The sequence below is a fragment of the Stutzerimonas frequens genome (assembly GCF_024448335.1).
Lineage (GTDB): Bacteria > Pseudomonadota > Gammaproteobacteria > Pseudomonadales > Pseudomonadaceae > Stutzerimonas > Stutzerimonas frequens.
Genome location: NZ_JAMOHM010000014.1, coordinates 62765 through 86950, shown reverse-complemented (window position 1 = coordinate 86950; position 24186 = coordinate 62765). Strand labels below are relative to the sequence as shown.

The following is a 24186-nucleotide window of genomic DNA, read 5'->3' as shown; positions in this document are numbered from 1 at the left end:
ACGGGCGGCGTGCCGGTCAGAGCGGCGGCAGCTCTTCCATCAGGTCGGTGGAGTTGATGCCGGGGATGTGCAGTTCGCTGTGGGCCAGTTGCTGACCCTCCATCTGCGGCTGGGTCACCCAGGTGAGGATGTCGTAGTAGCGGCGGATGTTGGCCACGAAATGCACCGGTTCGCCGCCGCGGGCATAGCCGTAGCGGGTCTTGCTGTACCACTGCTTCTGCGCCAGGCGCGGCAGCATCTGTTTCACGTCGAGCCACTTGTTGGGGTCCAGCCCTTCGGCTTCGGCGAGCTTGCGCGCATCCTCCAGATGGCCGCCGCCGACGTTGTAGGCAGCCAGGGCGAACCAGGTGCGATCCGGTTCCAGGATGCTTTCCGGCAGCCCGGCATGGACCTTGACCAGATACTTGCCACCGCCCTGGATGCTCTGCACCGGGTCGAGGCGATTGGTCACGCCCATGGCGTTGGCGGTGCGCAGGGTCAGCATCATCAGCCCGCGCACGCCGGTCTTGGAGGTGGCCTCCGGCTGCCAGTGGGATTCCTGATAGCCGATGGCGGCCAGCAGGCGCCAGTCGATGCCATGCTTCTTGGCCGTCTCGCGAAAAGCTTTCTCATAACGCGGCAGGCGTTGCTGCAGATGCTTGGCGAAGGCATAGGCGCCGACGTAGCCGAGCACGTCGACGTGGCCGTAGTAGCGCTCGCGCAGGCGCTGCAACGTGCCGTTCTCCTGGGCCTTTTCAAGGAAGGAGTTGGCTGCCTGGAGCAGGCTGTCGTCCTCGCCCTTGGGTACGATCCAGGCCAGGCTGTTCTGCTCGCCGACGTCGAAACCGGCACGGATGTTGGTGAAGTACACCTGGTTCATGGACATCTCGTTGGATTCCACCAGGGTCAGGTCGATCTGCCCCTCATCGACCATGCGCAGCAGGTCGACCACTTCTACCGCATCGGACTGCTCGTAGCGCAGGTCCGGATACTCGGCCTGCAACGCGGCCAGCTTCTCGGCCTGGCTGCTGCCCTTGAGCACCATGATGCGCTTGCCGATCAGATCCTTCGGGCTGGTCGGCCGGCGCTGGCCGCTGCGGTAGACGACCTGGGTGGTGACGTCGAGATACGAGCGGGTGAAGCGCGCCAGCTCCTGCCGACCTTCGCTGGCCACCAGGCCGGCGGCGGCGAGTGCCGGGCCACCAGGGCGATTGAGGCGGTTGAAGATCTCTTCGATGTTGTCGGCGGTTTCGATCTGCAGCTTGACGCCGAGGGTATTGGCGAAGCGCTTGACCAGTTCGTATTCGAAGCCGGCTTCGCCGTTGCGATCCTGGAAATAGGTGGAAGGGCTGTTGCGGGTGATCACGCGCAGTACGCCTTCCTCCTGAATGCGCTCGAGCTCGCTGGGCTTTTCGGCGCAGCTGCCGAGCATCAGGAAGATTCCGATCGCCAACAGCCAGGTGGCGCAGCGCTTGCGGAACAGGGAATGGGCAAACATCGGCGCAGTATACGCAAAGGCGAACCGCCACCATATCTGGACAGCGAACGGCCTCTCTGCTAGATGCAGCCCGGATGGACGACCGCGGCGCGGCAGTTCGGCATAATGCCGGCCCTGTTGTCCCCGACGCCGAGATCGTTGCCAAACATGACCGAGGTCCAGCCCAAGCCCTGGTTCGTCTACCTGGTGCGTGCCGCCAACGGTGCGCTGTACTGCGGCATCAGCGACGATGCCCAGCGGCGTTTCGCCGAGCACCAGCGCGGGCGTGGCGCGCGCTTTTTCCATTCCAGCCCGGCGCAGGCGCTGGTCTATGTCGAGGCCTGCGCCAGCAAGGGCGATGCGCTGCGCCGGGAAATTGCCATCAAGCGTCTGGACAAGCGCGCCAAGGAGCGTCTGGTTAGCGCGGCCGGCACCGTCGCGTGAATGACGCGCTAATCAGCCGGTAGGCTCGCCGGAGCGGAGCGTCTAAGCTGATGCTCCTCGATCCAATCCACTCTGGCGGAACCTGTCATGCACGAGCTGATCCTGCACCACTATCCCACCTCACCGTTCGCCGAGAAGGCGCGCCTGATGCTCGGATTCAAGCAGTTGTCCTGGCGTTCGGTGATGATCCCGCCGGTCATGCCCAAGCCTGATCTCACCGCGCTGACCGGTGGTTACCGGCGCACCCCGGTGCTGCAGGTCGGCGCCGACATCTATTGCGACACCGCCCTGATCGCGCGTCGACTCGAGGCCGAAAAGGCCACCCCGGCGCTGTTCCCCGAAGGCCAGGAATTCACCGCAGCGACACTTGCCCAGTGGGCCGACTCGGTGCTGTTCCTGAATGCCGTAAGCCTGGTCTTCCAGCCTGAATCCATGGCCGTGCGCTTCGCCCAGGTGCCCAAGGAGTTCGTCCAGGTGTTCAGCCAGGACCGCGCGCAGTTGTTCGCCAACGGCTCGGTGAACCGGGTGCCGCTGGAGCAGGCCAAGAGCAACTGGCCGGTGTTCATGTCGCGCCTGCAACAGCAGCTGGCGCGCGAGGAGGGCGAGTTCCTGCTCGGCGCTGCGCCTTCGCTGGCGGATTTCGCGGTCGCGCACTGCCTCTGGTTCCTGCGCGCGACGCCGGTCACCGCACCGCTGGTGGACGGCTATCCGGAGATCCATGCGTGGCTGGGCAAGGTGCTGGGCGTCGGCCATGGCTCGAGCAGCGAGATGTCCGGCGAGGATGCTGTGCGCGTCGCGCGCGAGGCCGAGCCGGCGGCGCTGCCCGAGGAAGCATTCGTCGATCCGAACGGTTTCCAGGAAGGCCAGCCGGTGACGATCGCCGCGGTGGACTACGGCGCCGACCCGGTCGAGGGTGAGCTGGTGTTCGCTGGTGCTGAGGAGCTGATCCTGCGCCGCAGCGACGATCGCGCCGGCGTCGTGCATGTGCACTTCCCGCGCAGCGGCTATCGCATCGAGGCGCGCTGAGACCTACTGCGCCGCCGGGGCCGCGCGGCGCACGTTCGGCAGCTCCGCGGCCAGTTCGCGGAAGTAGGCGATGCGCTCGTAGCATAGGGTGAGCTCGCCGCTGATGCGGTTGAACCAGGCATCAGGGGCGCCGCAGGTGGACATGCGCAGGGTCAGATCGCGTGGCAACGCGAAGGCTTCGCTGGCCTTGGCCGCCACCGCTTCGAGTTCGCCGCTGGCACGGATCTTCACCAGCAGCTCGGCACCACCGGAGAGGTGCGCAGGTGGCGTGTCGTAGACCACCTTGATTCGGTGTCGCAGCGGTTGCGTGCTGCTGCGCCCGAAGTGCTCACGAAACCACTGCACGGCATGGGCGACCTGCTCGTACTCGTCGGGGCAGTACAGTGCGCGCTCCATCGGCAGCCCGCTGACTTCCAGCACCCAGTCCAGTTGGTCCGGATCGCTGCCATAGGCCAGGCAGGCAATGTTGTAGAAACGCTGGGCGTCCAGCGCGTGACTGTCCCAAACCGGCACCTCCGTGCCGCTGCGCTCGGCGCCTTGCCACTCCAGCCGCCAGTAATCGGCGACATCCATCAGCTTGGCGTAGAAGTCGTCGCGGTGCTGTTCGCGTTGCAGCAGGAACAGGCCCATGAAACCGAGCTGGTCGGCAGCGTCCTCCTCGCGACCGAGCACGGGCAGTTGTATTTCGCTGATCAGCAGGTGCCCCATTTCGTGCATCAGGGTGAACTCGGCGTTGGCCACGGTGAAACGCACCGCGTCCACCGACGGCTCGGGCGTCGCGCCGCCGTCCTGCGCCCGCGCCAGCAACGACACCAGCCATAGCAGCCAGGCGAAACGGCTCATGACGTGCCGTCCAGGTCGGCATGGCTGAACGGCGCCGGGCCGCTCGGCCAGCTCAACGCCAGGCGTTCGAAGTCACGGGCCAGCAGGCTGGCGACGATGAGGTCGCGCAGCCAGCGATGGTCAGCAGGAATCACATACCAGGGTGCCGCGTCGCGGTGGGTCCGCCTCAGCACATCGGCCCATTGCGCCTGATACTCGGCGAAGTGGCGGTGGTCGCGCAGATCGCCGAGGGTCAGTTTCCAGCGTTTTTCCGGATGATCCAGACGGCTATGCAGGCGCTGCTTCTGCTCGGCGAGCGAAAGCTGCAGATAGCACTTGAGCGGGTGAATCCGTCGTGTGGCCATCTGCTGTTCGAACTCGGCGATCGCCGCGTAGCGTTGTGGCAGCTCCGCCGCCGCGCACAGGCCGTCACGTACATCGCTGACCAGCGCCTCGTAGTAGCTGCGGTTGAACACGCCGAGCGTGCCCGGGGCCGGCAGGCGCTCGCGGTAGCGCTGCAGAAATGCCTGGCGACGCTCGTCCGGGCTCGGCGCCTGGAAGCCGATGGCTGACATGCCGAGCGGGTCGAGGCCGGCAAGAACGCGGCGCACCACGCCGTTCTTGCCCGAGCAGTCGGGCCCCTGCAGCACCAGCAGCGGAGCGTCACGTCGGTTGGCCATGAGCATGCTCTGCTGCTCGCGCAGCCAGTCCTTCAGGGCTGCCAGCTGCGCCTGTGCCTGCTGTTTGTCGAGACCATAGTCCCGTGCCGGATCGCGCCCCAGCGGCGCGCCGGGGTCGCACAGGCAGTCGTCGAGCAGGCTATCCGGCAGGCGCATGGCAGATTCAGTCCTTGCGGCGCTTGAGCTGGTCCTTGAGCTGGGTGGGCAGCTGGCGAATGATCAGCATGTCGCGGTCCTCGTCGTATTCGATCTTCGAGCCCAGAAGGTGCGATTCGAAGCTGATCGACAACCCCTCGGCGCGGCCGGTGAAACGGCGGAACTGGTTGAGGGTGCGCTTGTCCGGCGGAATCTCCGGCGACAGGCCGTAATCCTTGTTACGGATGTGCTCGTAGAAGGCCCGCGGGCGGTCCTCGTCGATCACCCCGGAGAGTTCCTCGAGGGTGATCGGCTCGCCCAGCTTGGCCTGGGTGCTGGCGTAGTCCACCAGTGCCGAGGTCTTTTCGCGCGCCTGCTCCTCCGGCAGGTCCTCGCTCTCCACATAATCGCTGAAGGCCTTGAGCAGGGTGCGCGTCTCGCCCGGGGCGTCGACGCCTTCCTGGCAGCCGATGAAGTCGCGGAAGTACTCCGATACTTTCTTGCCGTTCTTGCCCTTGATAAAGGAAATGTACTGCTTCGACTGCTTGTTGTTCTGCCACTCGGAAATGTTGATGCGCGCCGCCAGATGCAGCTGACCCAGATCCAGATGCTTGGCCGGCGCCACATCCAGCGATTCGGTCACTGTCACGCCTTCGCTGTGATGCAGCAGGGCGATGGCCAGGTAGTCGGTCATGCCCTGCTGGTAATGCGCGAACAGCACGTGGCCACCGGTGGACAGGTTGGATTCCTCCATCAGCTTCTGCAGGTGCTCCACGGCCTGGCGGCTGAACGCGGTGAAGTCCTGACTGCCTTCCATGTATTGCGCCAGCCAGCCACTGAATGGATAGGCGCCGGATTCGCCGTGGAAGAAGCCCCAGGCCTTGCCCTGCTTGGCGTTGTAGCTTTCGTTGAGGTCCGCCAGCAGGTTTTCCATGGCCTGCGATTCGCCCAGCTCCGAATCGCGGGCGTGGAGGACGGCTGGGGTTCCGTCCGGCTTTTTCTCGATCAGATGAACAATGCAGTGGCGAATCGGCATGAGGCACTCATAGAGGTGGGTAGAACAGCTGCAGTTTAACCGAGCGGGACAGTTCGACGAGCAGTTGCTAAGGCTCAGGGTATCCTGAGTAAACTGCTCGCCTTTTCTCCAAGGAATGACGCTCATGACTGCTGCATGGCGCAACTCGGCCTGGATCCTCGCCGGTGGTTCGCTGATTCTCGCCATCTCGCTGGGGGTACGCCACGGCTTCGGCCTGTTCCTGCCTCCGATGAGTGCCGAGTTCGGCTGGGGGCGCGAAGTGTTCGCCTTTGCTATCGCCGTGCAGAACCTGATCTGGGGCCTGGTGCAGCCGGTCACCGGCGCGTTGGCCGATCGTTTCGGCGTCGCGCGTGCCGTGCTCATCGGCGGCATTCTCTATGCGGTGGGCTTGGCGCTGATGGCGCTGTCCGATTCGCCGATGACGCTGACCCTCAGCGCCGGGCTGCTGATCGGACTGGGGCTGTCGGGTACCTCCTTTTCGGTGATTCTCGGCGCAGTCGGCCGGGCGGTGCCGCCGGAAAAGCGCAGCATGGCGATGGGCATCGCCAGTGCCGCAGGCTCCTTCGGCCAGTTCATCATGCTGCCGGGCAGCCTGGGGCTGATCGAATGGCTGGGCTGGTCTTCGGCGCTGCTGGCGCTGGGTTTGCTGGTCGCCCTGATCGTGCCGCTCGCCGGCATGATGCGCAGTCCCGCGCAGGCACCGGCAGCGGCCGGTACGCAGCAGTCGCTGGGCGAGGCGCTGCGCGAGGCGGCTGGCCATTCCGGATTCCGCATGCTGGCGCTGGGCTTCTTCGTCTGCGGCTTTCAGGTGGTGTTCATCGGTCTGCACCTGCCGGCCTATCTGGTCGACCAGCACCTGCCGGCGCAGGTCGGCACCACCGTGCTGGCGCTGGTCGGGCTGTTCAACGTGGTCGGCACCTATACCGCCGGCTGGCTGGGCAGCTGTTATTCCAAGCCGAAGCTGCTCGCCGGGCTGTACCTGATCCGCGGGGTGGTGATCAGTGTTTTCCTGCTGATGCCGCTGACCGTCTGGAGCGCCTATGCGTTCGGCATTGCCATGGGCCTGCTGTGGCTGTCCACGGTGCCGCTCACCAATGGCACGGTGGCGACCATGTTCGGCGTGCGCAACCTGTCCATGCTCGGTGGCATCGCCTTCCTGTTCCATCAGCTGGGCTCGTTCTTCGGCGGCTGGTTGGGCGGCTGGCTGTACGACCGTACTGGCAGCTATGACCTGGTCTGGCAGATCGCGATCGCCCTCAGCCTGATCGCCGCGCTGCTCAACTGGCCGATTCGCGAGCAGCCGGTGGATAGGTTGCGTACGGCGCAGGCCAGCTGATGCGTCGGCTTTGGCTCGGCGCGGCCAGTGTCCTGCTATTGGGCGCGCTGGCGCTACTTGCCTGGTGGGGCTGGCAGCGTGGTGGTCTGGCGCTGCTGCAGCTGGGCCTGGGCACCTGCTGAGCCTGGCGGCTGTGCCGCCGGTTTCCTCGTTCGATCCGTTTTCTTCTTCCGCTCCCGCAGTCTGGCGACCGCAACGGCCGCCAAACGGTACGGCGGGTAGGGAATCAATCGGCCAATCACTGCTCAAAGACGAAGCGGCGTAGAAGAAGTTAAGAACAAATCGCCGGTTCTTAGCAGCAAGCTATCGGCATTTGTGCGTGCACGCCCATAAACACGCGGCAGTCCGGGTCCCTGATTCCAGGCGCGGCTGTCGCATAACCGTCATCAACAATTGGTAAATACCTGCCGCACGCAGTCAATGGAGCAATAACCGATGTCCACTCTCACCGAACTCGCCCAGCAAATTGCCAAGCTCTATCCGCTGCAGGACAAGCGCGTCGGCAAGCGATACCGCGTGGTAGGCGAGCTGGCCGGGATGACCGAACTGGAAGAGATCAACGGCGAGCCGCGCTACATCCGTACGCTGGCGCTCAAGGACCGTCAGGTCTGGGATCTCGCCGTCTGATGCATCTGCAGTCGAGCGCCGCCGCGGTTCAGGTCCGCGGCCAGCGCTCGGCGCGCCAGCCAGCCTGTTCGGCTGCATCGAGAAAGGTCCAAGCGACGAAGCGGCTTTTCTTTTGCCCCTGGGCCATATCCAAAGCCTGAACCTGCCGCGCACCCAGGCGTTGCAAGCGCGCCATCAGCGGTGCCACGTTGCCGCCCTTCGATACCAGCGTGCTGAACCAGTAGACCTGCCTGGCGAACGCCACGCTCTCGTCCGCCATGCGCGCGACGAATGCCGCCTCGCCACCCTCGCACCAGAGCTCTGCCGCCTGGCCGCCGAAGTTCAGCTTCGGCAGCTTGCGGCTCGGGTCCAGTTTGCCGAGATTGCGCCACTTGCGCTGACTGCCGCTGGCAGCCTCGGCCTGCGAGGCGTGGAATGGCGGATTGCACAGCGTCAGCTCGAAGCGATCCTCCGCCGCCAGGATGCCCTTGAAGACCTGCTTCGGCGCGTCCTGCCGGCGCAGTTCGATGGCCTTGTCGAGCCCGTTGGCGGCGACGATGGTGCGCGCCGAGGCCAGCGCCGTGGCGTCGATGTCGCTGCCAGTGAAGCGCCAGCCATATTCGCGATGGCCGATCAGCGGGTAGATGCAGTTGGCGCCGGTGCCGATATCGAGCACCCGGACCGCGGCGCCACGCGGGATGACGCCGCCGTTATCGGCGGCCAGTAGGTCGGCCAGGCCGTGCAGGTAATCCGCCCGTCCCGGCACCGGCGGGCAGAGGTAGCCGGCAGGAATGTCCCAGTGCTGGATGCCGTAGAACTGCCGCAGCAGCGCGCGATTGAATACCCGCACCGCATCCGGATTGGCGAAGTCGATGCTCTGCTTGCCGTAGGGATTGAGGATGACGTACTCGCCCATCTCCGGGCAGGCGGCGATCAGCTTGGGAAAGTCGTAGCGGCCGCTGTGGCGGTTGCGTGGATGCAGCACGGCCTTCGGCTCGGCAGGGCGCGGCTGGGACGAGGTTTTGCGTGGCATCGGATCGACTGGAGATTGGCGGCTGGGCGCGCATTGTCCCACAACCGCCTCGGCTGGCTAGTGCCGGCGCGGCACCATCAGCATCCACAGCAGCCCCCAGAGCAGCGCGCCGGCGCCAAGCCAGAAGGCGCTGTGCAGGCTGCCGCCCATGCCCATCCAGATGCTGGTCAGCCAGGGCGCGGCGAGCTGGGTCAGCCCGTACAGCGCGATCAGTGCCGCCGACAGCCGCGGGCCCTGATGCGGCTGCAGCGCGCGGGCCAGGCGCTGGGTCAGCAGCACGGTGCCGAGGAAGGTGCCGCCAACCAGCACCGCACACAGCAGGATGCCGACGGCGCCCGGCAACAGCAGCGCGGCCAGCACGCCGAGCAGCTGGGTCAGATAGCTCAGGCGCAGGGCGATGTCGTCGCCCAGGCGCACACCCAGACGGTTCCACAGCCAGGGCGAGGGCAGGGTTGCCAGCGCCACCACCAGCCAGCTGCCGCCGATGAGAAAGTCGCCGGGCTCCACCTGCAGGCGCGCCACCATGGGCAGAAAGGTCATCGGCAGGATGTAGCCCATCCCGGCGCCGGCGTAGGAAAGAAACAGCGGCGTGCTGGCGCGGTCGAGCAGCTTGCCACTCGGCGTCGTCGCGGACGGGGCGGGTGCCTGCTCGGTTGGCAGGTCCAGCCGCGACAGCTGGCGCCAGCCCCACCAGGCCAGCGGTATCGACAGCAGCGCCGCCGGCCACCAGCGATCGGCGCCCAGCAGGTAACCGTCGCTCAGGCTGACCAGCAGGCTGGACAGGATAAGGCCGACGCAAACCCCGAGGTAGACCAGCCCGCTGGCCGACACGCGTTGCTGGCGTGCCAGCCACTCGAGGATCAGCGAGGGCGCCTGGACGAACACCAGGCCATTGCTGATGCCGTTGGCCAGGCGCAGCGCGGCGAGGGCATCGGCGGATTCGGCCTGGGTCTGCAGCAGGCTGCTCAGCACGTGCAACGCCAGTGCCCAGGGCAGGCTGCGGCGGATCTGCGTGACGCGGTGCCAGCGCACCGCGAGCAGCGCGCCGATCAGGTAACCGAGGTAGTTCCAGCTGGCGATGCTGGCGCCTTCCTGCACGCTCAGCAGACCGTCTTCCACCAGCCAGGGCAGCAGCGGGGTGTATACGAAGCGGCCGAGGCCGTGGACGACCAGCAAGAGAATGGCACCGGCCAGCAGGACCGGAAACAGCGCGACGCGTTGAGGCATGGAGTTGTTCTTTTTCGAATGAGGCCCCGAGCTTAACGGCTGTGCCGCTTGCCCGCCATGCCACTTTGAGCGTCACGGTGCCCTGCGTGATGCCGCCCTCAGAGCGGAAATACCAGCGGTACCAGCAGCACCGCGACGATCATCACCAGCACGGTGAAGGGCACGCCGATGCGCACGAAGTCGCCGAAACGGTACTGCCCCGGGCCGAGCACCAGGGTGTTCACCGGCGAGGAGATCGGCGTCATGAAGGCGGCCGAGGCGGCGAGTGCGACGATCATGGCGAACGGGTAGGGCGAGGCACCCAGCTGTTCGGCGGTGGACAGTGCGACGGGTGCCATCAGCACGGCGGTGGCGGTGTTGGAGATGAACAGGCCGATCAGTGCGGTGAGCAGGAACAGGCAGGCGAGCAGCGCGTGCGGCCCGGCATCGCCGAGCAGACCGACCAGCCCCGAGGTGGCCAGGGTGATGCCGCCGGTCTTCTGCAGCGCGAGGGCGAAGGGCAGCATGCCGACGATCAGCACCAGGCTCTGCCAGTGGATCGCCTTGTAGGCGCTGTCCATGTCGATGCAGCGGAACAGGCCCATGACCAGACAGCCGATCAGCGCCGCCAGCACGTTGGGCACCAGGCCGCTGACCATCAGTGCGACCATCAGCGCCAGGCCGAGCAAGGCGAATGGCGCCTGGTTGGCCGCGGGCGCCACGTCGTCCACCTCCGCCGGCAGGCTCAGCACCAGGAAGTCGCGGCTCAGGCCCTGCAGGCGGTGGATGTGCTTCCAGCTGCCGGCAACCAGCAGGGTGTCGGCCGGCTTGAGCTTCTCGTCCACTAGCAGCCCCTGCAACGCCTCGCGGTTGCGCCTGAGACCGACGACGTTGAGCTTGTGCCGGCTGCGAAAACCCAGCTGCTGGATGGTCTTGCCCGGCAGGCGCGAATCCGGTGGCAGCGCCACTTCCGCCAGGCCCAGCTCGCGGGCGTGGTCGGCATAGTAGGAGGTGCTCAGCTGCAGCGGCTCCAGACCGAGTTCGCGGTAGGCACCAAGCAGGCCGATGGCCGGGCTGGCCAGGTCCACCAGCAAGACGTCGCCGACGAACAGTTCGGTGTTGCCGGTGGCTATCAGCAGCAGGTTGCGCAAACGTTCGTGGCGCTCTACCGCGATCACGTTGATGCCGTACTCGCTGCGCAGACGCAGGGCGTCCAGTGCCTGGTTGGCCAGGATCGAGCCGGGCAGCACGCGCAGGCGTCGCTCGCGCTCGTCGAGCCGGTAATCTCGCGCGAGATCGGCCAGGGTGTGTCGCGGTTCTAGGGCGGGGCCGTGCTTGTCGGAGCCGAGCCAGCGACGTGCCAGCAGCATGTAGCCAGTCCCGAGCAGCAGGATCGCCAGGCCGATGGGCGTGAAATCGAAGAAGGCGAAACCGTCGAGCCCGGCGCGGCGCAGTTCACTGTTGATCACCAGGTTCGGCGGCGTCGCCACCAGGGTCAGCATGCCGCTGATGAGACCGGCAAAGGCCAGCGGCATCAGCAGGCGCCGCGGCGAGACCTTCATGCGGTTGGCGATACCCAGCACCACGGGAATGAAGATGGCCACCACACCGGTGGAACTCATCACCGAGCCGAGCCCGGCGACCGCCAGCATCAGCAGCACCAGCAGGCGCGTTTCGCTGCTGCCCGCGGCGCGCATCAGCCAGTCGCCCAGGCGGTAGGCGATGCCGGTGCGTACCAGGCCGTCGCCGATGACGAACAGTGCGGCGATCAGCACCACGCTCGGATCGCTGAAGCCGGCCAATGCCTCCTGCACGCTGAGCACGCCGGTCAGGGGCAGGGCGACCATGGCCAGCAGCGCGACCACGTCCATGCGCGGCCTGTTCAGCACGAACAGGCCGACGCAGCCGGCCAGCAGGGCGAGGACCAGAAGCAGATCGCCGTTCATGGCAATCAGGGGTAATCGAGGATGGCTTTGATCTGCGGCAGCTGGCGTTCGATCCAGCCCTTGTCGATGGCGCCCCAGCTGCGGATCACATAGTGCCCGGCGTTGTGGCGTTCACCGTCGTCCTGGACGAACGCGCAGTCGATGTCCAGATCGGCCAGGGCGGCCAGGGTGTCCTGGGCGGTGCGGCGCGGCATACCGGTGGCTTCCATCAGCGCCGGGACGCTGCAGGCGGTGCCGCTGTCGATCAGCCAGGCGACGTAGAGTCGACGGTAGAAGCTGGTTTTGGTCTTGCTGACGGTCATGGAAGGTCCCTGGCCAGGTCGTCTGTGGGGACAGCGACCTGGCCGGGCTCGCTACGTTCAGCGCAGGGCGAGCATGCCGATGTAGGTCGCGGCGCCCGCAGTGTAACCGAGGAAGGCCAGCAGGCTGACGCGCTTGATGTACCAGGTGAAGCTGATCTTCTCCATGCCCATCGCGGCGACACCCGCGGCCGAGCCGATGATCAGCGTGCTGCCGCCGGTGCCGGCGCAGTAGGCCAGCATTTCCCAGAAGTTACCGTCGACGACGAACTGCGACATCCAGCCGAGTTCTTCTGCAGCGGTTGCCGCCAACATCTTCTCGCTGACCAGCGGGTACATCTTCATCGCACCAGCCACCAGCGGCACGTTATCGACCACGGCCGAGAGCAGGCCGATGGCGTAGTTGATCGCATAGATATGGCCCAGCGACTCGCGCAGCGCGGTGGCGACCTGGGTCAGGTGGCCGGCGGTGGCGAGGCTGGAAACCGCCAGCAGGATGCCGAGGAAGAACAGCACGCTGGGCGTGTCGACCTTGCGCAGTACGCCGACCACCGAGAGCGGGTGCTTGTCCTCGGCGTTCTTGTTGCGGTGGATGAATTCGGTAGTCACCCAGAGCACGCCGAGACCGAAGAGAATGCCCATGTACGGCGGCAGGTGGGTCACGGTCTTGAACACCGGCACGAACAGCAGGGCGGCGAGGCCGAGGCCCAGCACCAGGTTGCGCTCGAAGACCGTAGTGGTCGGCGGATGCTTCTCGGCCAGGTGGGCACGCGGCCGCGGCCGTGGCGCTTCGCCGCGCAGGGTGAAGCTGAGGATGATCAGTGGCACCAGCAGGCACACCAGGCTCGGCAGGAACAGTCCGCTGATCACGCCCGAGGCGGTGATCTGGCTGCCGATCCAGAGCATGGTGGTGGTCACGTCGCCGATCGGTGACCAGGCACCGCCAGCGTTGGCAGCGATCACCACCACGCCGACGAACAGCCAGCGCTCAGGGCGGCCGCGGATCAGCTTGCGCAGCAGCGAGACCATGACAATGGTGGTGGTCAGGTTGTCCAGCGCCGCGGAGAGGAAGAAGGTGAGGAAACCGACGATCCACAGCAGGTGTACGCGCTTGCGGGTCTGGATGCGGTCAGTGATGGCCTTGAAGCCTTCGTGGGAGTCGATCAGCTCGACGATGGTCATCGCCCCGAGGAGGAAGAAGAGGATCTCCGAGACTTCGCCCAGGTGGTGACGCAGCGCCTCCACCACCACCGCCGACGAGTCGGCCGGGTCATGGCTGCCATGCTGCAGCAGCGGCAGGATGTGGTCGGCGCCCAGTACCAGAATGGTCCAGGTGAGCACGGCGGTAAGGATCGCCGCGGCGGCCTTGTCTATTTTCAGTGGATGTTCAAAGGCTATGCATAGATAGCCTATGACGAACACGACAGCCATGAGTGCATACATCGGAGGGACTCCATCTTAAGGAACCTTGCCGGGCATGCGGACGTGGCGACGCAGCCTCGGCGGCTGGCAGGGGCACGATTGGCTGTCACTGGTGAAACAAGTCGGGAACCGCGAAGGTGAGGCAGTCGCCTGCCACGGGAAAACGGTCGCGCGTCAGCGGAATGCATCAGGCATCACGCCTCGCTGCTGAGGGCTCATTTCATGTTGTCGAGCTGATCGTCTGGGCATTAACGGCCTGCCAGTTTGTAAAGGGTGTTTCGTGTGCGACATAGTGTAACAGCCTTGCCGGTAATAACTTGTCATCAATCAAGATGACCTCCTTAAGCAAAAAGGCCAGCACCTTTCGGGCTGGCCTTTTCATTTTTGCCGCTTCGCGGATCAGAGCGAGGCGATCCGCTGGCGCTGCTCCAGCAGCCTGGCCTTGGCCTGTTCGGCCTCGGCCAGCTTGGCGCGCTCCTTGTCGATCACCTCGGCCGGCGCCTTGTCGACGAAGCCGGCGTTGGACAGCTTTCCGCCGACGCGCTTGACCTCACCGTCCAGTCGCGCGATCTCCTTGTCCAGACGCGCCAGCTCGGCATCCTTGTCGATCAGCCCGGCCATCGGCACCAGCACCTGCATGTCACCCACCAGCGCAATGGCCGATAGCGGTGCTTCTTCACCGTCGCCGAGCAGGCGCACGCTTTCCAGCTTGGCCAGTTTCTTCAGCAGCGGCTCGTTGTCCGCCAGGCGGCGCTGGTCGCTAGCCGAAGCGTTGCCGAGCACCACGTCGATACGCTTGGCCATGGAGATGTTCATCTCGCCGCGGATCTGCCGAATGCCCAGCATGAAGGCCTTGACCCACTCGATATCGCCTTCGGCGGCTTCGTCGATGCGCTCCGGGTTGAACTCCGGCCAGGGCTGCAGCATCAGCGTTGGGCCGGACTTGCCGGCCAGCGGCGCGACGCGCTGCCAGATTTCCTCGGTAATGAACGGTATGAACGGATGGGCCAGGCGCAGCGCCGTTTCCAGAACGCGCACCAAGGTGCGGCGGGTGCCGCGCTGGCGTTCGGCGCTGGCGGTCTCGTCCCACAGCAGCGGTTTGACCAGCTCCAGGTACCAGGCGCAGTACTCGTCCCAGATGAACTCGTAGAGTGCCTGCGCGGCCAGGTCGAAGCGGAAGGCCTCCAGCTGGCGGGTCACTTCGGCCTCGGTGCGCTGCAGCGCGGAGATGATCCAGCGGTCCACCGAGGACAATTCCACCGGTTCGTCGTTGGCGCCGGTGTCCTTGCCTTCGGTGTTCTCGAAGACGAAGTTGGCCGCGTTCCAGATCTTGTTGCAGAAGTTGCGGTAACCCTCGACGCGACCCATGTCGAACTTGATGTCGCGACCGGTGGATGCCAGCGAGCAGAAGGTGAAGCGCAGGGCGTCGGTGCCGTAGCTGGCGATGCCTTCGGGAAACTCGGCGCGGGTCTGCTTGGCGATCTTCTCGGCCAGCTTGGGCTGCATCATGCCGCTGGTGCGCTTGGTCAGCAGTTCATCGAGGGTGATGCCGTCGACGATGTCCAGCGGGTCGAGCACGTTGCCCTTGGACTTGGACATCTTCTGTCCCTGGCCATCGCGGACCAGACCGTGCACATACACGGTCTTGAACGGAATCTGTCCGGTCAGGTGGGTGGACAGCATGATCATCCGGGCGACCCAGAAGAAGATGATGTCGAAGCCGGTGACCAGCACGTCGGTGGGGTGGAAGGTCTTGAGGAAATCCGTCTGCTGCGGCCAACCGAGGGTGGAGAAGGTCCACAGGCCGGAGCTGAACCAGGTGTCCAGCACGTCCTCATCCTGACGCAGTTCGACGTTGTTGCAGAGGTTGTACTTGCTGCGCACCTCCACTTCGTCGCGGCCGACATAGACGTTGCCGGCTTCGTCGTACCAGGCCGGAATGCGATGCCCCCACCAGAGCTGACGGCTGATGCACCAGTCCTGGATGTCGCGCATCCAGCTGAAATACATGTTTTCGTACTGCTTGGGCACGAACTGGATCTCGCCACTTTCCACGGCGGCGATGGCCTTCTCGGCCAGCGGCTTGGTGGAAACGTACCACTGGTCGGTCAGCCAGGGCTCGATGATGGTGCCCGAGCGGTCGCCGCGCGGCACTTTCAGCGCGTGGTCGTCGATCTTCTCCAGCAGGCTCATGGCGTCGAATTCGGCGACGATGGCCTTGCGCGCATCGAAGCGGTCCATATGTGCGTAGCCGTCCGGCAGGCTGCCGTCGATCTTGTCGTTCACCGAGCCGTCGATGTTGAACACCTGGGCACGGGCCAGGATGCAGGCGTTCTGATCGAAGATGTTGATCAGCGGCAGGTGATGACGCTTGCCCACCTCATAGTCGTTGAAGTCGTGCGCCGGGGTGATCTTCACGCAGCCGGTACCGAACTCGAGGTCGACGTAATCGTCGGCCACGATGGGAATCAGGCGGTTGACCAGCGGCAGCATGACGTGGCGGCCGATCAGGCTCTTGTAGCGCTCGTCCTCCGGGTGCACCGCGATGGCGGCGTCGCCGAGCATGGTTTCCGGGCGGGTGGTGGCGACCACCAGGTAATCCAGGCCATCGGCGGTCTTGCAACCATCGGCCAGCGGATAACGCAGGTGCCAGAGGTGACCCTTCTCGTCGTGGTTTTCCACTTCCAGATCGGAAATGGCGGTGTGCAGCTTGGTATCCCAGTTGACCAGACGCTTGCCGCGATAGATCAGGCCGTCTTCATGCAGGCGTACGAAGGCTTCCTTGACCGCCTCGGAAAGGCCGTCGTCCATGGTGAAGCGCTCCCGCGACCAGTCCACCGAGCTGCCCAGGCGACGGATCTGCCGGGTGATGTTGCCACCGGATTCTTCTTTCCATTGCCAGACCTTCTCGAGAAACTTCTCGCGTCCCAGGTCATGACGGCTGGTGCCCTGCGCGGCCAGCTGGCGCTCGACCACCATCTGCGTGGCGATACCGGCATGGTCGGTGCCTGGCTGCCACAGGGTGTTGCGGCCCTGCATGCGGCGCCAGCGGATCAGCGCATCCATGATGGCGTTGTTGAAGCCATGGCCCATGTGCAGGCTGCCGGTGACGTTCGGCGGCGGAATCATGATGGTGTAGGGCTCGCCGGAGCCTTGTGGGGCGAAGTAGTTGTTCGATTCCCAGGTCTGGTACCAGGAAGTCTCGATGGCGTGCGGCTGGTAGGTCTTGTCCATGCGGCGGGACCCTTAAAACGGCTGGTCGGAAAAACGGGCAAGTATAAAGGCAAACGGCCGCGAGATTTCGCGGCCGTGCGGATTAACTCTGCATTGGCGCGGGATGGCTCAGGGGCGGGGCGGCGGTGTACGCACCAGGCGGTCGATGCGGCTCTCGAGGCGGCGCTTGAGCTCGGCCTCGATTTGCGGCACGAAGTCGTCGATCACTTCCTGCAGGATCAGGTTGGCGGCGGTGCGCAGCTCGTGGTCGATATGCCGCTCGGCCAGGGAGCGGAAGGCACTGCGCACATTGGTTTCCCGTGGCTCGTCGTCGCAGGGGGTGGTGGCTGCGACGGCCGGTCCGGGTTCGACGATATCGGACAGGAGCGGAATGCTGTCCGGATCCACCGGGGCGCCTGTTGTGGCGGTGTCGGGGAAATCGTCGCCGAGCAGTGCGCGAATGGATTCGAGATCGCTTAGCAGTTCGGCGGGTTTGTTCGGGGCTTTCGGTGTCATCTGCGTGGTTCCGGGCTGGTGCATCCCGGCTGTTTGCCAGGGGGGATCCCTTGCTATCTAAATTGGAGCGGCTAGAGCTCGACCCTTTTGGGATCATAGCCCTGGCGCCGATACAGGCGAAAATTCTCCCGGCAGGCGGTCAGCAGCTGCGGCTCCTGGTTGACGATCTCGATGACCCGGCTGAAGCGGTCGATATGTGCCGAGAGTGTCGGTGCCAGGTTGATCAGCAGACCCTGGGCGGTCGGTGGTTCCTGTTCGAGCCCGATGACCACTGGCGCCTGCACCTCCTCGGCGTACTGCTCGTGCGGGATGAACCGTTCCGCGCGAAAGCTCCAGAGCAGCTCGTCGAGCCGGGTCGACTGTTCTTCGTCGCTGCAACGGACGACCACCTGCAGGCCATGCTGCCAGCCCTTGGCCGCCAGCTGGCAGGCCGCGCGCAGCCGCCCGAGCGGGTTGTCGTCCGGCAGCACGTAGAACTCGATGCGTGTCATGGGCGTGCGCCCGTCGGGCCGGCGAGCGCGGGGCCGCGCCGGCCGCTGTCACGCGCGGTGATCGGGCTCATCCGTTGATCCGGTCCAGCAGGTACTGGGTCAGCAGGGGCACGGGACGGCCAGTCGCGCCTTTTTCCTTGCCGCCACTGGTCCAGGCGGTGCCGGCGATGTCCAGGTGGGCCCAGGGGTACTTCTTGGTGAAGCGCGAGAGGAAGCAGGCGGCAGTGATGGTGCCGGCCTTGGGTCCGCCGATATTGGCGATGTCGGCGAAGGGGCTGTCCAGCTGCTCCTGATACTCGTCGAACAGCGGCAATTGCCAGGCGCGGTCGGCGGCGCTCTCGCCGGCCTGCAGCAGCTGCTGGATGAGCTCGTCGTTGTTGCCCAGCAGGCCCGAGGTGTTGCTGCCCAGCGCGACGATGCAGGCGCCGGTCAGGGTGGCCACGTCGATTACGGCGCGTGGCTCGAAGCGCTCGGCGTAGGTCAGGGTGTCGCACAGCACCAATCGGCCTTCGGCGTCGGTGTTGAGGATTTCCACGGTCTGGCCGCTCATGGTGGTGACGATGTCGCCCGGACGAGTCGCGCCGCCGCTGGGCATGTTCTCGGCGCAGGCCAGCAGGCAGACCAGGTTGATCGGCAGCTGCAGTTCGAGCACGGCCTTGAGCGTACCGAGCACGCTGGCGGCGCCGCCCATGTCGTACTTCATCTCGTCCATGCCCAGGCCCGGCTTGAGGCTGATGCCGCCGGTGTCGAAGGTGATGCCCTTGCCGACCAGGGCATAGGGCTTGTCGCCTTTCTTGCCGCCGTTGTACTGCAGAACGATGATGCAGCCCGGCTGGTCGCTGCCCTGGGATACCGCGAGGAACGCGCCGGCGCCGAGTTCGCGCAGTTTCTTCTCGTCCAGCACATCGAGCTTGACACCCTTGTAGGCCTTGCTCAGCTGCCGGGCCTGATCGGCGAGGAAGGTCGGGTGGCAGACGTTCGGCGGCAGGTTGCCCAGGTCGCGGGTGAAGGCCATGCCGGTGGCGATCGCCGAGGCCTCGCGGGCGGCGCGCTCGACACCGGCCTGTTCGGCCTTGTCGCAGAGCAGGATGATCTTCTGCAGTGCGCGCGGTTCGGCCTTCTTGCTCTTGAATTGGTCGAATACGTACTGGCCGTCGGCAACGATCTCCACCAGCAGGCGCGTGCGGGCATAGCTGTCGCGCCCCTTGACCTGCACGTCCTGCATGGCGAAAGCGGCATCGCCACCACCCAGATTCTTGATGACAGCCAGCGCTGCATTGACCACTTTGCGCCATTGGCTGCTGTCGAGTTCATCCGCCTTGCCGGTGCCGACCAGCAGCACCCGCTCGGCCTTGAGGCCGGGCAGGCCGTGCAGCAGCAGCGTCTGTCCCGGCTTGCCCTGGATGTCGCCCCGCTTGAGCGCAGTGCTGAGCGCGCCAGCGCTGGCGCTGTCCACGCTCTGTGCGACGCTGCCGAGCAGGCCGTTCTCGCCGAGCGGCAGGATCAGGGTGGCGGTCTTCTGGGTGGAGGCTTTGGCGCTTTTGACAACAAATTCCATGACGTGGTGTCCCCAAGACAAAGAGTCGGGTTTGCAGGATAATGCCGGGCTTATTTTCCGGTGGTTCGCCTGTTCGGTCGTTGTTAGCGACTGCGCTAGGCTAGAAACGTTGCAATCACCTGAGCTTGTCAGTGATCGCGCCGACGCGACTTGCGCGCCATTACCAATTCCAACGGTCTGCTGCGGCGGGCCGGCAACTGGCGGCTAGTTTGAGCGTTGCCGCCAGAGCCTGACAACCCTGGAGTGTCTGGTTTGATCGTCTTTCGTTACCTGTCCCGAGAGCTGCTGATCACCATGAGCGCGGTCAGTGCCGTGCTGCTGGTGATCATCATGAGCGGCCGCTTCATCAAGTATCTGGCCCAGGCTGCGCAGGGGGTGCTCGATCCGGGCGTGCTGCTGCTGATCATGGGCTTCCGCCTGCCGGGCTTTCTGCAGTTGATCCTGCCGCTGGGGCTGTTCCTCGGCATCCTGCTGGCCTACGGGCGCCTCTATCTGGAAAGCGAAATGACCGTGCTTTCGGCTACCGGCATGAGCCAGCGCCGGCTGCTGGTCTACAGCTTGGTGCCGGCTGCGCTGGTCGCCGCGCTGGTCGGCTGGCTGAGCCTGGGCCTGGCGCCGCAAGGCATCGCCGAGGTGGATCGGATACTCAATCAGCAGGATTCGCTGACCGAGTTCGACACCCTCGTTCCGGGGCGTTTCCAGACCCTGCGCGGCGGTTCGCGCGTGACTTATACCCGTGAGCTGTCGGCCGACCGTAGCGAGCTGGGCGGGGTGTTCATTTCCGAGACCAATGTTTCACGCCAGACCGGCAAGGAAAGCGGGCTGTCCGTGCTCGTTGCCGAAAGTGGGCGTCAGGAAATTCAACCGGACGGCAGTCGTTATCTGATCCTGGAAAATGGCTACCGCTATGACGGTAGCCCGGGGCAGGCGGATTACCGGGCGATCCAGTACGACACCTATGGTGTGTTGCTGCCAAAACCGGAGGTGAGCATGGAGCTGAGCGAGCGCGAGGCCATGCCGACCCACGAGTTGCTCGGCAGCGACAACCTCAGGCACCGAACCGAGCTGCAATGGCGGCTGTCATTGCCGCTGCTGGTGTTCGTCGTCACCGTGCTCGCCGTGCCGCTGGCCAAGGTCAACCCGCGGCAGGGGCGCTTCCTCAAGCTACTGCCGGCCATCCTCTTGTACATGACCTATCTCGCGTTGCTGATCGCGGTGCGCGGCGCGCTGGACAAGGGTCGCCTGCCCATGGCTCTGGGCTTGTGGTGGGTGCACGGGCTGTTCCTGGCGATCGGCCTGCTGATGCTGTTCTGGGAGCCGATCAGGCTGCGAATGAAGAAGCGCCACGCGCAGCTGGAGGTGGCTCGTGGTTAAGCTCGATCGCTACATCGGTATCCATGTCTTTCTTGCCATCCTCACGGTGCTCGGCATCATCGTTGGGTTGGCGCTGTTGTTCGCGTTCATCGACGAGCTGGGTGACGTCCAGGGCAGCTACGGTCTGGGTGACGCTCTGCAATACGTCCTGCTGACCTCGCCGCGCCGGCTGTACGAAATGCTGCCGATGGCGGCGCTGATCGGCTGCCTGATCGGTCTCGGCACGCTGGCCAGCAGTAGTGAGCTGACCATCATGCGCGCCGCCGGGGTTTCCCTGGGACGCATCGTGCTATCGGTGATGAAGCCAATGCTCGTCCTGCTCGTCGCCGGAATCCTCATCGGCGAGTATGTCGCGCCGCTGAGCGAAGACATCGCCCAGGCCAGGCGCTCCCTGGCGCAGGGGGCAGGTGAGGCGCAGAGCAGCAAGCGTGGGCTGTGGCATCGTCAGGAAAACGAGTTCGTGCACGTCAACGCGGTGCAGCCCGGCGGTGTGCTGGTGGGCGTCACGCGTTACCGCTTCGACGAAGAGCGTCGCCTGCTGTCGTCCAGTTTCGCGCGCCGCGCCAGCTACCAGGGCGACCATTGGCGGCTCGAGAACATCGCCACCACCCACTTCCGCGGTGATCACACCGAAGTCATGCGCGCGCCAGAGGAGCGCTGGGACGTCCAGTTGACGCCGCAGCTGCTCGGCACCGTGGTGATGGAGCCGGAGGCGCTGTCGATCACCGGCTTGTGGCGCTATATCCACTATCTAGGCGAGCAGGGGCTGAACAACAGCCGTTACTGGCTGGCTTTCTGGACCAAGGTTCTACAGCCGGCGGTCACCGTTGCGCTGGTGCTGCTGGCGATTTCCTTCATCTTCGGACCGCTGCGTTCGGTGACGCTGGGGCAGCGGATCTTCACCGGCGTGGTCGTCGGCTTCGTGTTCCGCATCATTCAGGATCTGCTGGGGCCGGCGAGCCAGGTGTTCGGTTTCTCGCCGCTGCTGGCGGTGGTGTTGCCGGCCTGTGTCTGTGCGCTGATCGGCGCCTGGTTGCTGAGGCGCGCCGGCTGAGGCTACGCCGTCGCGCATGGCGGTCGCGATGGATTGAGGGGCAAGCGCCCGGGCGTGAGAGATGGCCGGGCGCTGCGATTATTTCTTGTGGATGTTCTTCGGCAGTTGCACCGCCTGGCTCTCGGAGTAGATGTCGTGCCAGGTGCGCTTCTGCTTGTCGATCAGCATCCACCAATAACCCATTCCCAGGCACAGCAGCGAGACGATCGCGATGAGGAAGCGCAGCAGCGCCTGCCACAGATCGATGGCGCGTCCGTCGCTGTTCTGGATACGGATGCCCCAGACCTGCATGCCCAGTGTCTGACCGTTGTGGGTCCAGAACTTGGCGAAGAAGCCGAACAGGCTGAACAGCAGTAGCGTCGAAAGCAGGGGGTCGATGTCCAGGCGGCCGGCCTCGGCGAGCATCTTCAGCTGTTCACTGCCATACAGCAGGCGCAGCAGCACCTGTTGATAGAACAGGGTCACCACCATCATCAGGGCGATGCAGAGCAGGCTGTCATAGAACATTGCTGCCAGTCGTCGCATCAGACCGGCGGCGGGGAATTGGCCCTGCGGGCTCAGCAGATGTCGGCGCATTGCGTGTCTCGATCAAGTGGAAGGCGGGGCATTCTACGGAATTGCGCGCATAAAAAAGCCCCTGATGTTGCCATCAGGGGCTTTTCGGAGAGAAGGCTTAGCCCAGGATCTGAACCTGGTCGGCCTGCATGCCCTTTTGACCTTGCACGGCGATGAAGCTGACTTTCTGGCCTTCTTTCAGGCTCTTGAAGCCGTTGCCTTCGATCGCGCGGAAGTGCACGAACAGATCCGGACCGCTCTCGGGAGTGATGAAACCAAAACCTTTCTCGTCGTTAAACCACTTGACGGTACCGTTCTGACGATTCGACATGTCTTTGTATCCTTGAAACTCAAAAGTAGAATTGCTTCCCGCAAAAACAGGAGGCTGGAACTGGTTGCAAGGAGTAAGAGAGTCGAGCGGAGTAGCGGATCTGAAGATCTACTGCACCAGGTCACGATTCAACAGCGACCCATGCAAACACAGTGGGCACACTCTACGATAACTCGCTGGGGAATGCCAACCCCACGGAGCCATAGAATTTGCCTGTCCAGGCGGCGCCATTTCGGCGCTTGTGAAGGGTGGTTTGACGTGCTGCTCCGCTGCTGCGGATCGTCAAGGCCACGGCTGGCTGCATTGTTAGTCAGTCAGCGAGAAGGCAGTGGAACTGGGTGTTAATTGCCCGTGCGCGTATCGATCTGAGTTCGCCGAACACTGGCTTGATACTGTGATGGTGCCCCGAGAGAGACTCGAACTCTCACGTTGTTACCAACGGCGGATTTTGAATCCGCTGCGTCTACCGATTCCGCCATCGAGGCACAGTGGCGGCGCAGTATAGGGATGCCGGGCTGAGTGGTCAATCGTTTGGCGTGGTCAGATCGACGTGTTTCGGCTAATATCTGCGCCCTTTCCGCGCCCCGAAACCGCCCATGCAAGTCGCCGATTTCTACTTCGAGCTCCCCGACGCCCTGATTGCCCGTCATCCACTTGCCGAGCGCAGAGCGAGCCGGCTGTTGGTGCTCGATGGTCAGTCCGGGCAGATGTCGCACCGCAACTTTGCCGACCTGCTGGATTACGTGCGGCCCGGTGATCTGATGGTCTTCAACAACACGCGGGTCATTCCGGCGCGGCTGTTTGGGCAGAAGGCTACCGGCGGCAAGCTGGAGATCTTGGTCGAGCGCGTGACCGGCAATCGCAGCGTGCTGGCGCATGTGCGCTCGAGCAAGTCCCCCAAGCCCGGCTCTCAGATCCTGCTCGACGGTGGCGGCACAGCTGAAATGGTCGCGCGGCACGATGCCCTGTTCGAACTCGCCTTCGACGAGGACGTGTTGCCGCTGCTCGAGCGCATCGGTCACATGCCGTTGCCTCCTTATATAGACAGGCCGGACGATGCCGCCGATCGCGAGCGCTACCAGACCGTCTACGCGCAGCGAGCCGGCGCCGTGGCGGCTCCGACCGCCGGGCTGCATTTCGATGAGGCTCTGCTGGGTGCGCTGCACGATGCTGGGGTCCAGACTGCCTATGTCACCCTGCATGTCGGCGCCGGCACCTTCCAGCCGGTGCGCGTGGAGCGCATCGAAGAGCATCATATGCATCGCGAGTGGCTGGAGGTGACGCAGGAGGTGGTCGATGCGGTGGCGGCCTGCCGCGCACGCGGCGGTCGGGTGATCGCGGTGGGTACCACCAGTGTCCGCTCGCTGGAAACGGCCGCACGCGACGGCGAGCTCAAGCCGTTCAGTGGCGACACCGATATCTTCATCTACCCGGGCAAGACTTTTCATGTGGTCGATGCGCTGGTGACCAATTTCCATCTGCCCGAGTCGACGCTGCTGATGCTGGTTTCCGCCTTTGCCGGCTACCCGGAAGCCATGGCGGCGTATGCCGAGGCTGTGGCTCAGCGCTACCGCTTCTTCAGCTATGGCGACGCCATGTTCATTACCCGCAACCCCGCCGCGCGCGGTCCCGAGGAAACCCGATGAG

Annotated in this window: 23 protein-coding genes and 1 tRNA gene; 8 read left to right on the top strand and 16 right to left on the bottom strand. The window is 64.8% G+C overall.

Going from position 1 to position 24186, the window contains the following annotated elements; translation table 11 throughout:
• Window positions 1-16: 16 nt before the first annotated feature.
• On the bottom strand, window positions 17-1477 hold the full coding sequence (gene mltF, locus NAO55_RS17470) for a membrane-bound lytic murein transglycosylase MltF (RefSeq protein WP_044316460.1): 1461 nt from the start codon (window positions 1475-1477) through the stop codon (window positions 17-19).
• Window positions 1478-1624: 147 nt separating this feature from the next.
• Between mltF and NAO55_RS17465 the strand changes: the two genes are divergently transcribed.
• Together NAO55_RS17465 and NAO55_RS17460 are read left to right on the top strand one after the other, a co-directional pair.
• Window positions 1625-1900: a GIY-YIG nuclease family protein gene (locus NAO55_RS17465; RefSeq protein ID WP_044316459.1), complete on the top strand. Its 276-nt coding sequence runs from the start codon at window positions 1625-1627 to the stop codon at window positions 1898-1900.
• 87 nt (window positions 1901-1987) lie between these two features.
• Window positions 1988-2926: a glutathione S-transferase family protein gene (locus tag NAO55_RS17460; protein WP_102839821.1), complete on the top strand. Its 939-nt coding sequence runs from the start codon at window positions 1988-1990 to the stop codon at window positions 2924-2926.
• A gap of 3 nt (window positions 2927-2929) precedes the next feature.
• On the opposite strand, the gene NAO55_RS17455 is transcribed toward NAO55_RS17460, so the two are convergent.
• From NAO55_RS17455 to yejK, 3 genes are read right to left on the bottom strand one after another with little or no spacing between them, the layout of a single operon-like run.
• A complete protein-coding gene (locus tag NAO55_RS17455; protein WP_102839822.1) occupies window positions 2930-3769 on the bottom strand; it encodes a DUF4344 domain-containing metallopeptidase in 840 nt (279 codons plus the stop codon).
• Window positions 3766-4584, bottom strand: a complete 819-nt coding sequence (locus tag NAO55_RS17450) for a polyphosphate kinase 2 family protein (RefSeq protein WP_102839823.1) — start codon at window positions 4582-4584, stop codon at window positions 3766-3768. The genes NAO55_RS17455 and NAO55_RS17450 overlap by 4 nt, the downstream gene beginning before the upstream one ends.
• A 7-nt stretch (window positions 4585-4591) precedes the next feature.
• The gene (yejK, locus tag NAO55_RS17445) at window positions 4592-5599 is read right to left on the bottom strand and encodes a nucleoid-associated protein YejK (protein ID WP_020307039.1); all 1008 of its coding nucleotides are present in this window, start codon (window positions 5597-5599) and stop codon (window positions 4592-4594) included.
• Window positions 5600-5723: 124 nt separating this feature from the next.
• Here yejK and NAO55_RS17440 point away from each other — a divergent pair, with 124 nt between their 5' ends.
• From NAO55_RS17440 to NAO55_RS17430, 3 genes are all read left to right on the top strand, one after another.
• Window positions 5724-6935, top strand: a complete 1212-nt coding sequence (locus NAO55_RS17440; RefSeq protein ID WP_102839824.1) for an MFS transporter — start codon at window positions 5724-5726, stop codon at window positions 6933-6935.
• The gene (locus tag NAO55_RS17435; protein WP_256070254.1) at window positions 6935-7057 is read left to right on the top strand and encodes a hypothetical protein; all 123 of its coding nucleotides are present in this window, start codon (window positions 6935-6937) and stop codon (window positions 7055-7057) included. Before NAO55_RS17440 ends, NAO55_RS17435 begins: the two co-directional genes overlap by 1 nt.
• A gap of 313 nt (window positions 7058-7370) precedes the next feature.
• Window positions 7371-7562: a hypothetical protein gene (locus tag NAO55_RS17430; protein ID WP_063542403.1), complete on the top strand. Its 192-nt coding sequence runs from the start codon at window positions 7371-7373 to the stop codon at window positions 7560-7562.
• A 28-nt stretch (window positions 7563-7590) separates the two neighbouring features.
• Here NAO55_RS17430 and rlmF read toward each other — a convergent pair whose 3' ends face one another.
• The 9 genes from rlmF to NAO55_RS17385 form a co-directional block, all read right to left on the bottom strand.
• Complete coding sequence (rlmF, locus tag NAO55_RS17425; RefSeq protein ID WP_102839825.1) at window positions 7591-8574, bottom strand: 23S rRNA (adenine(1618)-N(6))-methyltransferase RlmF; 984 nt, start codon at window positions 8572-8574, stop codon at window positions 7591-7593.
• 57 nt (window positions 8575-8631) lie between these two features.
• Window positions 8632-9801: a YbfB/YjiJ family MFS transporter gene (locus NAO55_RS17420; RefSeq protein ID WP_102839826.1), complete on the bottom strand. Its 1170-nt coding sequence runs from the start codon at window positions 9799-9801 to the stop codon at window positions 8632-8634.
• Between the two features lie 98 nt (window positions 9802-9899).
• A complete protein-coding gene (locus NAO55_RS17415; protein ID WP_102839827.1) occupies window positions 9900-11726 on the bottom strand; it encodes an SLC13 family permease in 1827 nt (608 codons plus the stop codon).
• A gap of 5 nt (window positions 11727-11731) precedes the next feature.
• Entirely contained in the window at window positions 11732-12028 is a 297-nt protein-coding gene (locus tag NAO55_RS17410; RefSeq protein ID WP_102839828.1) for a winged helix-turn-helix domain-containing protein, read from the bottom strand.
• A 57-nt stretch (window positions 12029-12085) separates the two neighbouring features.
• Window positions 12086-13468, bottom strand: coding sequence for a sodium:proton antiporter NhaD (gene nhaD, locus NAO55_RS17405; protein ID WP_063542413.1), 1383 nt, complete (start codon window positions 13466-13468; stop codon window positions 12086-12088).
• 378 nt (window positions 13469-13846) lie between these two features.
• Complete coding sequence (locus tag NAO55_RS17400) at window positions 13847-16681, bottom strand: valine--tRNA ligase (protein ID WP_102839829.1); 2835 nt, start codon at window positions 16679-16681, stop codon at window positions 13847-13849.
• Window positions 16682-16789: 108 nt separating this feature from the next.
• Entirely contained in the window at window positions 16790-17176 is a 387-nt protein-coding gene (locus NAO55_RS17395; protein WP_102839830.1) for a DNA polymerase III subunit chi, read from the bottom strand.
• Window positions 17177-17247: 71 nt separating this feature from the next.
• Complete coding sequence (locus NAO55_RS17390) at window positions 17248-17667, bottom strand: DNA polymerase III subunit chi (RefSeq protein ID WP_102839831.1); 420 nt, start codon at window positions 17665-17667, stop codon at window positions 17248-17250.
• 67 nt (window positions 17668-17734) lie between these two features.
• The gene (locus NAO55_RS17385) at window positions 17735-19225 is read right to left on the bottom strand and encodes a leucyl aminopeptidase (protein WP_102839832.1); all 1491 of its coding nucleotides are present in this window, start codon (window positions 19223-19225) and stop codon (window positions 17735-17737) included.
• A 252-nt stretch (window positions 19226-19477) separates the two neighbouring features.
• Here NAO55_RS17385 and lptF point away from each other — a divergent pair, with 252 nt between their 5' ends.
• Both lptF and lptG read left to right on the top strand, forming a co-directional pair.
• Window positions 19478-20599, top strand: coding sequence for an LPS export ABC transporter permease LptF (gene lptF / locus NAO55_RS17380; protein WP_102839833.1), 1122 nt, complete (start codon window positions 19478-19480; stop codon window positions 20597-20599).
• Entirely contained in the window at window positions 20592-21653 is a 1062-nt protein-coding gene (gene lptG, locus NAO55_RS17375) for an LPS export ABC transporter permease LptG (RefSeq protein WP_017246451.1), read from the top strand. The genes lptF and lptG overlap by 8 nt, the downstream gene beginning before the upstream one ends.
• A 78-nt stretch (window positions 21654-21731) precedes the next feature.
• Here lptG and NAO55_RS17370 read toward each other — a convergent pair whose 3' ends face one another.
• From NAO55_RS17370 to NAO55_RS17360, 3 genes are all read right to left on the bottom strand, one after another.
• Window positions 21732-22229, bottom strand: coding sequence for an RDD family protein (locus NAO55_RS17370; protein ID WP_011914148.1), 498 nt, complete (start codon window positions 22227-22229; stop codon window positions 21732-21734).
• Window positions 22230-22326: 97 nt separating this feature from the next.
• Window positions 22327-22539, bottom strand: coding sequence for a cold-shock protein (locus NAO55_RS17365; protein WP_003246255.1), 213 nt, complete (start codon window positions 22537-22539; stop codon window positions 22327-22329).
• Window positions 22540-22937: 398 nt separating this feature from the next.
• Window positions 22938-23024, bottom strand: a tRNA-Leu gene (locus NAO55_RS17360).
• A gap of 111 nt (window positions 23025-23135) precedes the next feature.
• Here NAO55_RS17360 and queA point away from each other — a divergent pair.
• Window positions 23136-24185 carry a tRNA preQ1(34) S-adenosylmethionine ribosyltransferase-isomerase QueA gene (queA, locus tag NAO55_RS17355; RefSeq protein ID WP_102839834.1) on the top strand — a complete coding sequence of 350 codons (1050 nt, stop codon included), beginning with the start codon at window positions 23136-23138 and terminating at the stop codon, window positions 24183-24185.
• Window position 24186 lies beyond the last annotated feature (1 nt).

Excerpts from the sequence above, each read along its gene's own strand:
- mltF (WP_044316460.1), bottom strand. The coding sequence starts at position 1,477 with ATGTTTGCCCATTCCCTGTTCCGCAAGCGCTGCGCCACCTGGCTGTTG.
- NAO55_RS17465 (WP_044316459.1), top strand. The coding sequence starts at position 1,625 with ATGACCGAGGTCCAGCCCAAGCCCTGGTTCGTCTACCTGGTGCGTGCC.
- NAO55_RS17460 (WP_102839821.1), top strand. The coding sequence starts at position 1,988 with ATGCACGAGCTGATCCTGCACCACTATCCCACCTCACCGTTCGCCGAG.
- NAO55_RS17455 (WP_102839822.1), bottom strand. The coding sequence starts at position 3,769 with ATGAGCCGTTTCGCCTGGCTGCTATGGCTGGTGTCGTTGCTGGCGCGG.
- NAO55_RS17450 (WP_102839823.1), bottom strand. The coding sequence starts at position 4,584 with ATGCGCCTGCCGGATAGCCTGCTCGACGACTGCCTGTGCGACCCCGGC.
- yejK (WP_020307039.1), bottom strand. The coding sequence starts at position 5,599 with ATGCCGATTCGCCACTGCATTGTTCATCTGATCGAGAAAAAGCCGGAC.
- NAO55_RS17440 (WP_102839824.1), top strand. The coding sequence starts at position 5,724 with ATGACTGCTGCATGGCGCAACTCGGCCTGGATCCTCGCCGGTGGTTCG.
- NAO55_RS17435 (WP_256070254.1), top strand. The coding sequence starts at position 6,935 with ATGCGTCGGCTTTGGCTCGGCGCGGCCAGTGTCCTGCTATTGGGCGCG.
- NAO55_RS17430 (WP_063542403.1), top strand. The coding sequence starts at position 7,371 with ATGTCCACTCTCACCGAACTCGCCCAGCAAATTGCCAAGCTCTATCCG.
- rlmF (WP_102839825.1), bottom strand. The coding sequence starts at position 8,574 with ATGCCACGCAAAACCTCGTCCCAGCCGCGCCCTGCCGAGCCGAAGGCC.
- NAO55_RS17420 (WP_102839826.1), bottom strand. The coding sequence starts at position 9,801 with ATGCCTCAACGCGTCGCGCTGTTTCCGGTCCTGCTGGCCGGTGCCATT.
- NAO55_RS17415 (WP_102839827.1), bottom strand. The coding sequence starts at position 11,726 with ATGAACGGCGATCTGCTTCTGGTCCTCGCCCTGCTGGCCGGCTGCGTC.
- NAO55_RS17410 (WP_102839828.1), bottom strand. The coding sequence starts at position 12,028 with ATGACCGTCAGCAAGACCAAAACCAGCTTCTACCGTCGACTCTACGTC.
- nhaD (WP_063542413.1), bottom strand. The coding sequence starts at position 13,468 with ATGTATGCACTCATGGCTGTCGTGTTCGTCATAGGCTATCTATGCATA.
- NAO55_RS17400 (WP_102839829.1), bottom strand. The coding sequence starts at position 16,681 with ATGGACAAGACCTACCAGCCGCACGCCATCGAGACTTCCTGGTACCAG.
- NAO55_RS17395 (WP_102839830.1), bottom strand. The coding sequence starts at position 17,176 with ATGACACCGAAAGCCCCGAACAAACCCGCCGAACTGCTAAGCGATCTC.
- NAO55_RS17390 (WP_102839831.1), bottom strand. The coding sequence starts at position 17,667 with ATGACACGCATCGAGTTCTACGTGCTGCCGGACGACAACCCGCTCGGG.
- NAO55_RS17385 (WP_102839832.1), bottom strand. The coding sequence starts at position 19,225 with ATGGAATTTGTTGTCAAAAGCGCCAAAGCCTCCACCCAGAAGACCGCC.
- NAO55_RS17370 (WP_011914148.1), bottom strand. The coding sequence starts at position 22,229 with ATGCGCCGACATCTGCTGAGCCCGCAGGGCCAATTCCCCGCCGCCGGT.
- NAO55_RS17365 (WP_003246255.1), bottom strand. The coding sequence starts at position 22,539 with ATGTCGAATCGTCAGAACGGTACCGTCAAGTGGTTTAACGACGAGAAA.
- queA (WP_102839834.1), top strand. The coding sequence starts at position 23,136 with ATGCAAGTCGCCGATTTCTACTTCGAGCTCCCCGACGCCCTGATTGCC.